The organism is Anabaenopsis tanganyikae CS-531 (assembly GCF_029891675.1).
GTDB classification, from domain to species: domain Bacteria; phylum Cyanobacteriota; class Cyanobacteriia; order Cyanobacteriales; family Nostocaceae; genus Anabaenopsis; species Anabaenopsis arnoldii.
Map to the genome: position 1 here is coordinate 19,566 of NZ_JANQDF010000178.1, position 14,683 is coordinate 34,248.

Annotated in this window: 17 protein-coding genes; 13 read left to right on the forward strand and 4 right to left on the reverse strand. The window is 41.3% G+C overall.

Annotated elements, in window-relative coordinates:
* Positions 1 to 524 precede the first annotated feature (524 nt).
* The 8 genes from NWP22_RS17370 (at position 525) to NWP22_RS17405 (ending at position 6,767) form a co-directional block, all read left to right on the forward strand.
* Positions 525 to 1,694 carry an RpoD/SigA family RNA polymerase sigma factor gene (locus tag NWP22_RS17370; RefSeq protein WP_271732931.1) on the forward strand — a complete coding sequence of 390 codons (1,170 nt, stop codon included), beginning with the start codon at positions 525 to 527 and terminating at the stop codon, positions 1,692 to 1,694.
* A gap of 499 nt (positions 1,695 to 2,193) precedes the next feature.
* On the forward strand, positions 2,194 to 2,688 hold the full coding sequence (locus NWP22_RS17375; RefSeq protein WP_271732930.1) for a GNAT family N-acetyltransferase: 495 nt from the start codon (positions 2,194 to 2,196) through the stop codon (positions 2,686 to 2,688).
* Positions 2,689 to 2,829: 141 nt separating this feature from the next.
* Positions 2,830 to 3,162: a cytochrome c6 PetJ gene (gene petJ, locus NWP22_RS17380; RefSeq protein WP_271732929.1), complete on the forward strand. Its 333-nt coding sequence runs from the start codon at positions 2,830 to 2,832 to the stop codon at positions 3,160 to 3,162.
* 282 nt (positions 3,163 to 3,444) lie between these two features.
* Positions 3,445 to 4,368, forward strand: a complete 924-nt coding sequence (locus tag NWP22_RS17385; RefSeq protein ID WP_280802160.1) for a tetratricopeptide repeat protein — start codon at positions 3,445 to 3,447, stop codon at positions 4,366 to 4,368.
* 142 nt (positions 4,369 to 4,510) lie between these two features.
* Positions 4,511 to 4,813, forward strand: coding sequence for a hypothetical protein (locus tag NWP22_RS17390; RefSeq protein ID WP_280802161.1), 303 nt, complete (start codon positions 4,511 to 4,513; stop codon positions 4,811 to 4,813).
* 56 nt (positions 4,814 to 4,869) lie between these two features.
* Positions 4,870 to 5,205, forward strand: a complete 336-nt coding sequence (gene petJ / locus NWP22_RS17395) for a cytochrome c6 PetJ (RefSeq protein WP_271732925.1) — start codon at positions 4,870 to 4,872, stop codon at positions 5,203 to 5,205.
* Between the two features lie 50 nt (positions 5,206 to 5,255).
* Positions 5,256 to 6,275 carry an aldo/keto reductase gene (locus NWP22_RS17400; protein WP_271732923.1) on the forward strand — a complete coding sequence of 340 codons (1,020 nt, stop codon included), beginning with the start codon at positions 5,256 to 5,258 and terminating at the stop codon, positions 6,273 to 6,275.
* A 27-nt stretch (positions 6,276 to 6,302) separates the two neighbouring features.
* Complete coding sequence (locus tag NWP22_RS17405; protein ID WP_271732921.1) at positions 6,303 to 6,767, forward strand: VOC family protein; 465 nt, start codon at positions 6,303 to 6,305, stop codon at positions 6,765 to 6,767.
* A gap of 62 nt (positions 6,768 to 6,829) precedes the next feature.
* Here NWP22_RS17405 and NWP22_RS17410 read toward each other — a convergent pair whose 3' ends face one another.
* The 3 genes from NWP22_RS17410 to lgt all read right to left on the reverse strand — a co-directional run bounded on the left by NWP22_RS17410 (position 6,830) and on the right by lgt (position 9,134).
* Positions 6,830 to 7,183, reverse strand: coding sequence for a phenylpyruvate tautomerase MIF-related protein (locus NWP22_RS17410; protein ID WP_271732919.1), 354 nt, complete (start codon positions 7,181 to 7,183; stop codon positions 6,830 to 6,832).
* A gap of 91 nt (positions 7,184 to 7,274) precedes the next feature.
* Complete coding sequence (cobM, locus tag NWP22_RS17415; protein ID WP_271732917.1) at positions 7,275 to 8,081, reverse strand: precorrin-4 C(11)-methyltransferase; 807 nt, start codon at positions 8,079 to 8,081, stop codon at positions 7,275 to 7,277.
* A gap of 174 nt (positions 8,082 to 8,255) precedes the next feature.
* The gene (gene lgt / locus NWP22_RS17420; RefSeq protein WP_271732915.1) at positions 8,256 to 9,134 is read right to left on the reverse strand and encodes a prolipoprotein diacylglyceryl transferase; all 879 of its coding nucleotides are present in this window, start codon (positions 9,132 to 9,134) and stop codon (positions 8,256 to 8,258) included.
* A gap of 364 nt (positions 9,135 to 9,498) precedes the next feature.
* Between lgt and phnC the strand changes: the two genes are divergently transcribed.
* The 5 genes from phnC to NWP22_RS17445 all read left to right on the forward strand — a co-directional run bounded on the left by phnC (position 9,499) and on the right by NWP22_RS17445 (position 14,158).
* On the forward strand, positions 9,499 to 10,296 hold the full coding sequence (gene phnC, locus NWP22_RS17425; RefSeq protein ID WP_271732913.1) for a phosphonate ABC transporter ATP-binding protein: 798 nt from the start codon (positions 9,499 to 9,501) through the stop codon (positions 10,294 to 10,296).
* A 75-nt stretch (positions 10,297 to 10,371) separates the two neighbouring features.
* On the forward strand, positions 10,372 to 11,274 hold the full coding sequence (phnD, locus tag NWP22_RS17430; RefSeq protein ID WP_271732911.1) for a phosphate/phosphite/phosphonate ABC transporter substrate-binding protein: 903 nt from the start codon (positions 10,372 to 10,374) through the stop codon (positions 11,272 to 11,274).
* Positions 11,275 to 11,380: 106 nt separating this feature from the next.
* Entirely contained in the window at positions 11,381 to 12,190 is an 810-nt protein-coding gene (gene phnE, locus NWP22_RS17435; protein ID WP_271732909.1) for a phosphonate ABC transporter, permease protein PhnE, read from the forward strand.
* Between the two features lie 9 nt (positions 12,191 to 12,199).
* Positions 12,200 to 13,195 carry a phosphonate dehydrogenase gene (locus tag NWP22_RS17440; protein WP_271732907.1) on the forward strand — a complete coding sequence of 332 codons (996 nt, stop codon included), beginning with the start codon at positions 12,200 to 12,202 and terminating at the stop codon, positions 13,193 to 13,195.
* A gap of 312 nt (positions 13,196 to 13,507) precedes the next feature.
* Positions 13,508 to 14,158, forward strand: coding sequence for a class I SAM-dependent methyltransferase (locus tag NWP22_RS17445; RefSeq protein WP_271732906.1), 651 nt, complete (start codon positions 13,508 to 13,510; stop codon positions 14,156 to 14,158).
* Positions 14,159 to 14,471: 313 nt separating this feature from the next.
* On the opposite strand, the gene NWP22_RS17450 is transcribed toward NWP22_RS17445, so the two are convergent.
* The coding region (locus NWP22_RS17450) for a hypothetical protein (protein ID WP_271732904.1) at positions 14,472 to 14,683 on the reverse strand (212 nt) is incomplete at its 5' end.

A 14,683-nucleotide genomic window follows, 5' to 3' on the forward strand; every position in this document is an offset into this window, starting at 1 on the left:
ATAGGATATAGTGTTTTTCATCCCCTTGATAGATATTCAACCCTTGGTACATATGAGATGCTTTTATACAAATAAACTATTTCCCAAAATTAGACTAGTCAAACCATGTCCTTTAGGAAGATCGCTGAAATCAGCACCGAACCCAAAGCCAGATGATGATTTATGTAGTAAATTCTCACCGATGAAGCAGAAAAAGTTATGTAACTTATAAAAGATTAACGCTAGGGGGTATTTACCTGAGTTTTTTATATTTGTTAAGGTGGATAAAGGTTGAGGGCATTTGACAGATTCGGGGATTGAGGAAAACTCAGGAATATTTGTGTTGGAACCTGAGAACATAGTTTCTGGGGGCCAAAACCAGTACTTCTTAGAGGTTCTATCAAACAGGAACCAAGAAAAAGCGGGTAGGGGCTGATTTTCACTAATGAATAAGCAATTAGCTTTCCGTGTATATTTTTCTGACAAAGGGGTGCATTTGTTGGTTAGGGAAAACTACCAAGCTTGAAGCAGCGTGTCATGAAATTATGTACCAAACAAAGCAAAAATCCCTAAAGGAAACTATGAACATTGCTGAATTGGGAACAATGGAAATACTAGAAACCACTGTCGAACATGAAGAAAACTCACTGGAACTTTTAGAATCAATGGTAGAGTCAGAACCCCCAATCATCGAAAATCTGGAATCAGAGGAACGTGATGGGGATGACATGGCTGCAGCCAGGCCTTCAGGATACAACAAAACTGAGCATGATGATGCTGTAGGCGCGTTTTTTAAAGAAATGGCGCGTTATCCCCTGTTAAAACCCGAAGAAGAGGTAGAGTTAGCCCGGCGAGTTAGGTTTCTCGAGGAAGTAAGGGAGATCCAAGCTGCATTGGAATTAGAACTGGGACAGCCAACCAGTAAGGTACAAGTAGCCTCCCGGCTAGAAATGACAGAAAAGCAACTAGAAAGCCGCTTATACCAAGGTCGAGTAGCGAAACGTAAAATGATTCGCTCCAACCTGAGATTAGTGGTGTCCATTGCTAAACGATACCTGAATCGCGGTGTCCCGTTTCTGGATTTAATCCAGGAGGGTGCCATGGGTCTAAATCGTGCTACAGAAAAATTTGACCCAGACAAAGGTTATAAATTTTCCACTTACGCCTACTGGTGGATTAGACAAGCAATTACCCGCGCGATCGCCAATGATGCGCGAACCATCCGTTTACCCATTCACATTGTTGAGAAACTCAACAAGCTCAAAAAAGCCCAAAGAGAACTCAAGCAAAAACTCTCTCGGAATCCCAACGAAGCCGAAATGGCCCAAGCGTTGGAAATTAGTGTCCAACAACTGCGCCAATTGCAACAATTAAGGCGACAAGCACTTTCTCTCAATCACCGTGTAGGTAAAGAGGAAGACACAGAACTAATGGACTTGCTCGAAGACGAAGATAACCTGTCTCCAGAAGCAAAAATGAATGAAAACATGATGCGTCAGGAGATTTGGGATGTCTTGGGTGATGTCCTAACCCCCAGAGAGAAAGACGTAATATCTTTACGCTACGGTTTGACAACCAGCGAACCCTGTACCTTAGAAGAAGTTGGTAATATGTTCAATTTGTCCCGTGAACGAGTACGACAAATTCAAAGTAAAGCCATGCGCAAGTTACGCCGTCCTCATATCGCCAAGCGCCTAAAGGGATGGTTAATTTAATTCCTAATCGATAATTATAAATAAGGTAAGCAAAAAACCTCACCACCAACAGCAGTGTATTTGCCAATTTCTCACTATATGGCTAGTCCACACCAGCTACCAGGCCAGGGGTGAAAGCCAACTCATCTGTTTACCCGTGAGTCATCAGGTCAGGATAACCAACATCTCAAACCCTATGTCCCCTAACTGCGAACATAGTACCTAACAATTAAATCTTGCATTCTTGTTAAGCTGGGCTTTCTGTCTGTTTCTATAGTCATCCTATTTGACTTGAGAAATTATGAGTGAGGAAAGGGAACAGGGAACAGGGAACAGGGAACAGGGAACAGAAATTGTTCATGAATCATTTAGGATTGCTATACTTTGGCTCCTTTTGAGTTGCTCATATATTTAGGTATTTAGGCGCATCTTATCCAAAATTGTTATCAGCACCGGATTAACCCAACTAATCAAAAAATTCGCTATAGACTATGGACTATGGACTATACATGATAAATTAATGACTTGTTCTGAGAATTTGATTTTACGTTTTGCCGAACCCTCTGATACCAAAGTACTGTTTAATTTAATTCAGGGGCTAGCTGAGTACGAAAAATTATCTCACGCTGTCACTGGTAATGCTTCGGCTCTTGAGGAGCATCTATTTGGCTCTCCAAAGTACATTGAGGCAATACTCGCAGAATATACAGGCAAAGTGGTTGGTTTTGCGCTTTTCCTTCACAATTATTCCACCTTCTTGACCAAGCCGGGAATTTACTTAGAAGATTTGTTTGTTTTACCAGAATACCGCCGTCAAGGTGTTGGTAAGGCTCTTTTGTCTAAAGTAGCGCAAATAGCTGTAGAGCGCAATTGTGGACGCTTGGAATGGAGTGTACTGGATTGGAATGAGTCGGCGCAAGCATTCTACCGCAGTATGGGGGCGGCTATTTTGGATGATTGGCGCATTTGTCGGGTCACAGAAGATGCGATGCAAAAGTTAGCCCATCGAGGTTGAAAGTAGGAATTAAAATCTCTTTCATAGATTTTCTTCACAATCAAGTTTGACAGATTGTCTTTTGACGGGGGCAATTGATTGAACTCACAATAATTGTGAAAGGTCTTGTCCGCAATTAACCGTTTTTCAGGAGAACACAAGATGAAAAAAATTATTTCTCTGATACTTCTAAGCATAACTATCTTCACCTTTGCCTTTAGTAGTCCAGCTTTAGCAGCAGATACTATTAGTGGAGCTAAAATATTCGGTGCTAATTGTGCTGCTTGTCATGCTGGTGGGAGAAATTTGGTTCAAGCTAATAAAAGTTTGAAAAAGGGTGATTTAGAAAAATACGGTATGTACTCCCAAGAGGCGATTATTAGTCAAGTTACAAACGGCAAAGGTGCTATGCCAGCTTTTAAGGCTCGTTTAAAACCAGAACAGATTTCTGATGTATCTGCTTATGTCCTAGAACAAGCAGATAAAGGTTGGTAGTTATCTTTTCATTTCAGACAAACTACTACAATCTCCTACTGTAACCACCGTTAATGGTTTTATCTCTATAAAGGTATCACCTTTGGTGTAACGGCTGCGATCGCTATCCCTTTTGCTGTATCAGCATTAGGGAATGCTTTTCTTACAATTGGTAACCAAGCATCTCAAATGCTGTGCCTCGCTTATGGTGTTAGTTCACTCAAATCTTAGTGAGAAATTTAACAATTAGGGGTGATTTTTGCGCCGTTAAATCCAAGGACAAAATTGTTAACCAGGATGTTTATGACTTCTTTTTGGCGATTATTCCTGACTCTCGGGCTGGCTTTTCTCCTCAATTGTTCCAATACCATTGCATATTCCTTGCCAATTGTCAATAGACCTACAGCCAGTGTTTTTATCAGTCTGGATGTAAATAATATGCACAGTGGTAATGACCAGCCAGCCGCAGAAAATTTTCACCAACTGCAGCCACTTCAGGCAAATGATGCTTTAGCTCTTGATGGATGTCAAACTCATGTGCAATCACAAGATTACCACCAAGCAATTATAGATTGCAATCAGGTCATAAATTTAGCTCCAGATAATAGGGAAGCCTATTTACTACGAGGACTAGCACACTACAGACAAGGGGATGATCCAGCAGCCATAGCCGATTATAATCGGGCGCTCGCTCTTGAGCCTGTTGATTTTCGAGCTTACTACAACCGGGGTCTAGCCCGTACCGGTGAGGGAAAATACTCCCAAGCTATTGCTGATTATAATTTAGCCCTAACTCAAATTCCCTCAAGCACAAGTTTATTACTCGCCGAAATCTACAATGATCGGGGTTTAGCCTACTTACTCTTACAAAACTATCCAGCTGCTATCCTCGACTTTAATCGAGCAATTCGCCTCAATGACCAGGATCATAGAGCTTACTTTAATCGGGGTTGTGCTGAGGGGAGAAATGGTAATAACCTGAGTGCGATCCGTAATTTTTCCCAAGTTATCAAACTTCAGCCTGGCTATGCCCCAGCTTACCTAAATCGGGGTATAGCTCGATATGATTTAGGATATCATCAAGGGGCGATCGCCGACCTGAAAAAAGCATCTGAATACTTTCAAAATCAAGGAAAAAGTATCGCCTATAAAATAACTATCGACTTACTTCACAATTGGCAACAAAAAATCGAATTGCTCACGGAAATCGCCCTGTTATACCCTTAAAGAAATTTAATCAGCAAGAAAATATTTCTAGCTAGAGGTAGAAATATATTAAGTCTGTTCAACATTAGTGATAATACTTATTACTATTGATATGAGTGACCATCAAAAAGATTAATTATCCCATCCTATGTATGACTCATCGATGGACTCCTGCGAAGAAGTGGAAACTGGGGAGGATGCTCCACCGTTACCATTGCCTGAACAAGGGAACATCCAGGAGAATCAAAATATATTCGGTGATCAAACAATAACCGACATAGCCACAGAAATCACTAAACTTCCCTGTGGTTGGCAGGCTGAAGCCTTCTATAAGCTACCGAGAAATCAAGCGATCGCAGTTTATCAATACCTAAATAGTAGCGTGCAAGAACGCCTCAGAGAAGACTTTGACAAACAAGACACCTTTTGTGAGCGGGTATCTTACCTGCTCATTAGCGTAGGTTGACAAGCTCCCCTATGATATTGATAGCCACATCAGTATTCAGTATTCGGAGTAATTTTGTGCACAGACTACTCATATTGCCGATAACCACAATATTCCTATTCATAAATACTCTTACCTTCCCTGTGATGGCAGCAGACATCAATCATGGTGCAGAAATTTTTAGTATTCATTGTGCCGGATGTCATATCAACGGCGGTAACATTATCCGACGGGGAAAAAACTTGAAAAAGCCCGCCCTAGAAAAATATGGTATGAACACCATAGAAGCAGTCACATCTATAGTCACCAACGGCAAAAATAATATGTCAGCCTACCAAGACCGTCTCACCCCAGAGGAAATACAAGCAGTAGGGTACTATGTACTCCAACAAGCCGAAACCGGTTGGCGTTAAACACCCACAACTGCTATCTCAAGTTTGTATAAAAATCAAAGATTAAAAATATGCTATTACCACCACAAAGCCGACTGCAATTCACCCCCGACCTAAATATTTGTCGCATTTTAAATGGGATGTGGCAAGTTTCCGGCGGACACGGACGCATTCACCCCAAAACCGCAATAGACACCATGTTTCAATACGTGGATGCAGGTTTTACCACTTGGGACTTAGCAGACCATTATGGCCCGGCGGAAGATTTTATTGGTGAGTTTCGCCGTCAAGTCATTAAAACCCGTGGTGAACAGGCTTTAGCTCAGATCCAAGCCTTCACTAAATGGGTACCCCGTCCGGGAAAAATGACCAAAAAGCTCGTAGAGGAAAATATCAACATCTCCCTCAAAAGGATGGATGTAGGATCTTTAGACCTAATGCAGTTTCATTGGTGGGAATATCGAGATACAAATTATCTAGATGCCCTTAAGTATATGGCAGAACTGCAAACTGAGGGTAAGATTAAGCATTTAGCCTTAACTAACTTTGATACCGAACACCTGAAAATTATTGTCGATGCAGGGATTAAAATAGTTTCTAATCAAGTACAATTTTCTCTAGTTGACCGCCGCCCCTTAGTGCATATGGTTAACTTTTGTCAAGACCATGATATCAAACTCTTTACTTACGGTTCTCTGTGCGGTGGTTTGTTATCAGAGAAATATTTGGGTAAATCAGAACCGCGAGGAAGTGAATTAGCTACAGTTAGCTTAAGAAAGTATAAAAATATGGTAGATGCTTGGGGTAATTGGCAGTTATTTCAAGAGCTGCTATCTACACTCAAGCAAATTGCTCAGGCTCATAATGTCAGTATTTCTAACGTAGCCACACGTTATATTTTAGATCAGCCATCTGTAGGAGGTGTGATCATTGGCGCAAGATTAGGTATATCTGAACACATAGAAGACAATGGAAAAATATTTAGTTTTACCCTAGATACACAGGAAAGCGATCGCATTAATTCTATTTGCAGCCAGTCACGGGATTTATATCAATTAATTGGCGACTGCGGCGACGAGTATCGGCGATAACTATAACCAACAGGAGCAGTTTCTAGTATGCAACCTAGCACTACCGCCAAACCCAGCCTTATAGGCGGGAATCTCCGTTCTATCCATCATATTGCCCTCAATGTCCAGGATATGCAAGCTTCTCGGTACTTTTACGGTACCATCTTAGGTTTACATGAACTCACAGGGGAGGAAGTACCAGCCACCTTAGTAGAACTGGTGAATACAGGGAAAGTCGCTAACTTTGTCACCCCCGATGGGACAATTTTAGATTTATTCTGGACACCGGAATTATCACCACCAGATCCCAATCCAGAAAAAACCTTTACCAGAGCATACCATCTCGCCTTTGACATAGATCCGCAATTATTTGAGTCAGCTCTCACAGTCCTCAGAGAAAATCACATTGCGATCGCCCATGGCCCTGTGACTCGTCCTACAGGTAAAGGTGTATACTTTTATGATCCCGACGGGTTTATGTTAGAAATTCGCTGCAATCCTACATCAGGTTGAAAATATCAACTAGTCTGGTGGGTACACCCTGCTGAAGCAAAACTCGCAGGGTAGCATCTTAACTAACCAAAAGTTGAGTTGTTCCAACCCCACATTGTAGCCTTAACATCCACAAATTCTATATAAATCCGATTTTCTGGGACACCTAAATAATGGTGAATCTTTTGGCAAAACTCATGGGTCATGGCTTGAGTTTGCTGATGTTTCATAGTGCCTATACTTTTAATTTCAATATAGCAAGCCGGGTCTGTAGTCCCTGCAAAGGTCATAGGAATACCGGACTCAAAGGAGGTCATCACGTAAGATTCAGGTTTGCCTAAATGTTGTGCTAACTTGCTAGATAAGTTTTTCAGCATGCTTTCAACATCTGCTTTGTGAGGCATAGATACAGAAGTTTGGACTTTGATTAAAGGCATGGTATTGAGTTAAAGTTACAGTTTTTGTGCATATTGTGCATATATTTAACTTTATCGGACTCCGGGTGAAATAGATATAGCTCACAGATGTTTAATCATGAGATGAGCGAAATATATGACTATGTTCGGGATGGTATAAACGGGATCTCCGAACTAGGGGCGTAGCCCATGGACGTTGTGCGGGTGAAAGTGCGGGACTAATGACGTAAAGTGTGGTACGAATTAGCTTTTCTTCATGGGTACAGTTTGCCATTTCCCCCAGAGGGACAACCATGATTTTCTCATCAGGCCAACCAATGCGAAAGCAAATTGCTACTGGGGTGTCCTGGGGATAATGTGCTAAAAGTTTGGCTTGGGCGGTTTCTATGTGACGCGCACTTAGATATAAACACAGACTAGCTTGATGTGCTGCTAGGGCAGCTAATTCCTCCGAAGGGGGAACGTGGGTACGTCCACTCGAACGGGTGAGAATAATGGTTTGAACTAAACCGGGTACCGTTAACTCAATTTTCAGCTTCGCCGCTGCAGCTTGAAAGGCGCTAATACCAGGGATGATCTCAAAGGGGATATTAGCCTCCCCTAAGAGTTGCATTTGCTCATAGATAGCACTGTAAAGGCTGGGATCTCCCGAATGGAGACGGACTACAGATTTATCCGATCGCACTGCTGCAATCATCAGTGCTAGAATTTCCTCTAAGGTCTTATTTGCAGTGGGAATAATTTCCGCATCTTCTCGACATAAATTTACAATTTCTTCCGGTATTAAAGAATCCGCAAATAAAATTACATCTGCAAGGGACAAGAGTTTCTGGGCCTTGACTGTTAATAAATCGGGATCTCCTGGACCTGCTCCCACAATATAAACTGCTGGCTGGGTCATATCTAGATTATTTTTCATACAAATAATAATGACTTATTTTCTGTAATTTACGCGAGATATAAATGCGAAAAACTTTTTTTTGGGATTTTTGCCCTAAAGTTCCGGATTGCTCCCTAATTATTAGTAGAGATGAATGGTAGATGCACCCTGGTTAGGCCCTAGAGTTTACTCTGGGGCATTTTTTCCATTTCCCTATATATCCCTCATTCCTTCATCCCGATGGGGAGGCGGAATTAAATCAGGTAAAGGGCGTTTAAATAAGTAGAGCCAAGCTAATCCAGCTAGTCCCAGCACAATAGCAATTAAACTGACAACTTGTGCAATACGAAGGGATCCCAGCATTAAACTATCAATGCGAAACCCTTCAATCCAGAAGCGTCCTAAACTGTAGCCCACCACATAAAATAAAAATATTGTCCCTAAGCGCCAGGGTGATTTCCCAGATAAACCCCGGAAAAATAAAGTAATCAGCAAAGCGAATACTATTAAATTCCACAGGGATTCGTAGAGAAATGTGGGATGAAAATATTCAAAATTAACTAAAGCTAAAGGACGGTTTTGTGGGGGAATATATAGCTTCCAAGGTAAATTAGTAGGACGACCAAAGGCTTCGGAGTTAAAGAAGTTCCCCCAACGTCCAATTGCTTGTCCTAAAATTAGGGAAGGGGCCACTAAATCAGCTAATTGCCAAAAAGAAACTCTATTGAGTTTAGCAAAGATTAAAGCTGCTAAAGTACCACCGATAATCGCTCCGTGAATCGCAATACCTCCTTGCCAAATAGCGATAATCCTCTCTGGATGCTGCTGATATTCTGACCATTGAAACAAAACATAATAAAGCCGCGCTGCGGGAATCGCCCCAATCACTAACCAAATTGATAAATCAGCAATCAATTCTGGATTAACATGACGGCGCTTTGCTAGATACTGGGAAAGGCTCACACCGATGATGACTGCTATGGCAATTAACAATCCATACCAGCGGATACTGATAGGCCCAATGTCCAGGATAACCGGGCCAGGAGAAGTAAATTCAAATGCTAAAGGCAAAGTGTAAATATCCAGTCCCATGTAAATTACGAGTCGTGATGCTTGACACTCCCCAGGGCTATAAGCGGGGGGATTCTTGCTTCATAGAGATTCCATTGACACTCTCAGGTCTAAAGACACTGAGATTCTGCTGACAGAGTAAGTTTAGGCAAAACCCACAGTCTATTATCTATTATCTGTTAACTTCCGTCACTGCGAAAACTAATATAAGGTGAATCCTCTTGCTCGCGGAAGATAGCCAATATTTTTTTTTAACCTAAAAGAAATCAATTATTAACCCAAACTTTAAATAAAAGCAATAACCTGTGGTTATTGAAGTGGAGTTTTGATTAAATTTTGAAATCAAGTGCTTGTGGATTCTGTAGGATAGGGGAATTTTCCTAGGATGATAATTCAGCTCGATCGCTTGAGTTTAACTTATCCTGGGGGAGTTCAAGCCCTCCAGTCAGTTTCTTTAAACTTTAACCCTGGGGAATTTACAGTCATCTTGGGAGCTTCAGGTTCGGGTAAATCAACCTTGTTAAGGTGTTTAAATGGACTAATCAAACCAACAGCAGGGTCTATCACAGTAGAAGGTTGGGGGAAACTCAATGAACCCAAGGTGCTGCATCAGCATCGCCAGCGCACAGGGATGATTTTTCAGCAGCACCAATTAATTGGTAGACAAACTGCACTACAAAATGTGCTGACCGGTCGTTTAGCCTATCACTCAACTCTCAGGAGCTTTTTCCCATTACCCAAAGCTGACAAATATATAGCCTTGGAGTGTTTAGAGAGGGTAGGACTGTTAAATAAAGCTTTAGCACGGGTAGATAATCTCAGTGGTGGTCAACAGCAACGGGTAGGTATTGCGCGTGCTTTGGCGCAACAACCAAGGTTAATTCTGGCAGATGAGCCGGTGGCGAGCCTTGACCCTGCTAGTTCTCACAAGGTGATTTCTTTTCTATGTCAAATTTGTCAAGAAGACGGCATCACGGCGATTATGAGTTTACACCAAGTAGATTTAGCTAAAACCTATGCAGACAGGATAATTGGAATATCTCAAGGTCATATAGTTTTTGATGGTAATGCCGCAGACATTGAGGAGTACGAACTTAATCGTATTTATGGCAAAACCGAAAATATTCACCTAGATATCGAGGAGCAATTTGGCAAAGCCCCTCATACACAAAGCAAAGGATAACATATTATTTCCCGACCTCAATCCCACAAGAGTTTACACACTAATACCATTTGATATATCAGGAGAACTTCTACCATGATCGCCATTCAAAAAAAAATACTCACATCTGTTGCTGTAGTCGTGTTAGCCTTGGTTGGCTGTCAAGCACCTAACAACACTGCTACGAATACTGAGGTTGACCCTAGTGTATCTGATCCCGATACTTTAAGGGTAGCTCTTTTACCAGATGAAAATGCTTCAACTGTCATCAAAAATAATCAGGGTTTAGAAAAATATTTAGAAGAAAAGTTAGGGAAAGATATTGAATTGGTTGTAACAACTGACTATTCTTCAATGATTGAAGCCGCAAGTAATCGACGTTTAGAACTAGCTTACTTTGGACCACTTTCCTATGTTTTAGCTAAAACTAAAAGTAATATTGAACCCTTCGCAGCTTTAAAGAAGGATGGTGAAACTACCTATAAATCAGTGATTATTGCTAGTGTAAAAAGTGGTGTAAATTCTCTTGATCAAGCGTCAGGAAAAACAGTAGCCTATGGTGATCAAGCTTCTACTTCTAGTCATTTAATTCCCAAATCAATGATGCTTGACAAGGGGTTACAACCGAAAAAAGATTATGAAGAAGTCTTTGTTGGTTCTCATGATGCAGTTGCTGTCGCAGTTCAAAATAACAATGCTCAAATAGGGGGATTGAGTCAACCTATTTTTGAATCTTTAATCGAGCGAAAAGTTATCGATACTAACAAAGTCAAAGTCTTGGCAGAATCAGAACCATTTCCTCAATATCCTTGGACAATGCGCTCAGATTTGAAGCCAGAGCTAAAGACACAAATTAGTGCAGCATTTATTGAACTCAAGGATGAAGAAATTCTCAAAGCTTTTAAAGCAGATGGTTTTGGTGCAATTACAGATCAAGAGTATGATGTAGTTAGAAATTTAGGTAAAACCTTGAATCTAGATTTTCAAAAGTTAAATTAATAGGGACTTATTTTAAACCAGATTATAAATTTCTGGGTGGAAAAATATGACTGTCAAATAATATCTTGCTTTTGCGGGGTTACTGCTAACCATTTGACGGAGTTTTATGGCAACCAATAGTTATCAAAGATTTGAACCTCTGTTAAAACAACAAAGACAACACAGATATAAGCATTTACTGCAAGTAGCTACTGTTGTAGTGATTGTGCTCATATCTTGCTTATTAGTTGGTCTTTTTGATTGGGAAAGATTGGCTGAAGGTGTGCCCAGTGGGATCAATTTAGTTAGCCAAATGCTACCGCCAGATTTTAGTTTGGCTATCAACTGGATTAAGCCCCTGTTTGATACCTTGGCGATGAGTGTTGCGGGAACTGCGATCGCAGTTGCTTTTTCTCTACCATTATCACTATTAGCAGCTGGTAATACTACACCCCATCCATTTGTGTTTCAGGTGGCGCGTCTGATTCTCAATGCTTTACGGGCTATACCAGAACTGATTATGGGGATTATTTTGGTAGCTGCGGTGGGGTTTGGTGCATTACCAGGAGCATTAGCAGTTGGGTTTCATTCAATTGGGATGGTGGGTAAGTTTTTTGCTGAGTACATCGAACACGTAAACTCAGCACCAATCGAAGCAGCACAGGCGGCTGGTGCAAACAAGATCCAGGTAATATATCACAGCATTTTACCCCAAGTTTTGCCGCAAATCCTGGATGTAACCTTATATCGTTGGGAATATAACTTTCGCGCTTCTACTATTATGGGTGCAGTGGGTGCTGGGGGTATAGGGTTTGAATTAATTGGTTCTTTACGTATACTTAGGTATACAGAAGTATCAGCAATCCTACTCGTCATTTTGATGATGGTGATATTGGTAGATAGTTTCAGTGGCTATTTGCGCAGACGTTTAGCTTGAGGAAATGCTATGAAACCAAAGGTTGTGATTACAAACTGGGTACATCCAGAAGTGATTGAACTTCTTGAACCTCATTGTGAGGTGATTGCTAATCCCCATCAAGAATCTTTATCTCGTGAGGAAATTCTCCAAAGGGCTAAAAATGCCGACGGATTGATGGTATTTATGCCGGACAGCATTGATGAAGCTTTTTTGCGGGAGTGTCCCCAGCTAAAAGTAATTGCAGCAGCTCTGAAAGGCTACGATAATTTTGATGTTGATGCCTGTACCCGTTGTGGTGTATGGTTTACAATTGTGCCTTCTTTGTTGTCGGCACCTACTGCGGAAATTGCTATTGGGTTATTAATTGGCTTATCACGACAGATGCTAGTAGGCGATCGCCTGATGCGCAGGGGTAAATTTGCTGGTTGGCGACCCCAACTTTACAGCCTAGGGCTAGCAAATCGTACCTTGGGAATTGTCGGTATGGGTGCATTAGGCAAAGCGATCGCTCAACGTCTAGCAGGTTTTGAGATGCGGTTACTGTACAGCGATCCGGTGGCTTTAACACCGGAACAAGAGGAAATGGCGAATTTAGTAAGAGTATCTTTTGATACCTTAATAGAGGTAAGTGATTTTGTTGTCTTGGTAGTACCTCTGCAACCAGGAACCTTTCATTTAATCAACGCCAACACCTTAGCTAAAATGAAGCCGGGTAGCTTTTTAATTAACCCCGGTCGTGGTTCCGTAGTGGATGAGCAGGCCGTGTGTCAAGCTTTGGAATCTGGACACTTAGGGGGCTATGCTGCCGATGTGTTTGAAATGGAAGACTGGCATCGTAGCGATCGACCCCACAGCATACCCCAGTCATTATTAGAAAACACCAATCAAACTTTTCTCACTCCCCATATTGGATCTGCGGTTGACGAGCTACGGCGGGACATCGCCCTAGAAGCCGCCCAAAATATTCTGCAAGCCCTGCAAGGTGAAAAGCCACAGGGGGCAGTTAATTGTCTCAGGGGCTAGTACTGCAGTAAACTCCAAAATCAAAAAGCTGATTGTAAAGGAATTATTTGTGATCTGGGGCAGTAGCTTATCTTTTAATAGTCCAGTCCACCAATTTACTCAAATGTTGTTGAATAAATCAACCTAAACTTGTACCAACAATATTGATATAGCCTTTTTCAGGCTCATGAAGTACACACCAATTCCCTATTCCCTATTCCCTATTCCCTATTCCCTATTCCCTGTTCCCTGTTCCCTGTTCCCTCAAGCTAAAAAAAATTGTACCTCACGAGCATGGGAAATGCTATATTCACCATCTCACAAAAAATACCTATGAGTGAAACACTAATTCGCCAACAATATGACCAGATAGCAGATTTATATGACCGGCGTTGGAATACTTACATTACCAAGACATTATCTGTTTTAAAAAATTGGGCAGACATTGCACCAGAAGCAACAGTCCTTGATGTGGGCTGTGGAACCGGAGAGTTTGAGCAATTATTACTAACCGAAAATCCACAGCAAATAATTACTGCAGTAGACATTTCCCCAGCAATGCTCCTAGTCGCTAAACAGAAATGTCGTACTTATTCTCATGTTTCATTTCAGAATGCAAGTGTGTCAAATTTACCATTCCTAAATAACAGTTTTGATGTAATCATATCCGCCAGTGCATTTCATTATTTTGATGATCCTCATGGGGCATTATTGGAAATAAGACGGGTTTTAAAACCAGAAGGTAAACTACTTATTTTAGATTGGTGTAAAGATTATTTATCCTGTCAAATATGTGATTTTATATTGAAGTTTGTTGACCCTGCTTACAAGGGGTGTTACACCCAAAAACAGTTTCATAGTTTACTAACTTCAGCACAGTTTAATATAGAGCGTACAACTAAATTTCATTTTAGTTTGGTTTGGGGAATCATGATTGCTGAAGCTAAACCACAAAATTATGTAACTCAGCCCATAACTCCATAAGGCTTTTTTGTAAATATAAACTTTACTAATTGTAACAAAACCTACGTCACTTTCCTAAACCCAAAGCAGCTTAGGTAACCCACCAGTCCACTTTTAGTGGACTTCAGCTATCAGACAGGGAATTGATTCCCTGGCTAGCATGAAAAATGCTGTAAACCCATATCCCACCACCGCACCACCAGAATTACCATCTGTGAGGGCGATCGCCCTAATTAGTTAGCTAAGAGCGATCGCATAGGTTACCACCAGAATTACCATCTGTGAGGGCGATCGCCCTAATTAGTCAGCTAAGAGCGATCGCATAGGTTATGATTTAAAGGATAAAGTCAGCAGTAGTTAAAGTAAAGGTACCATTGATTCTCAGCAGTAAATCATCCTCAAAGTTAGTCGTTTGATTAGTACCCTGAATATAAGTGTTACCTCCCAAAACAAAAGCGCCAAATCTATCTTGACCGATAGCGGCGGCGGTAGCATTGAGAAGGGTAGAATTGATGGTGGTTTGCCCAGAATTATTGGCTGCTGTCT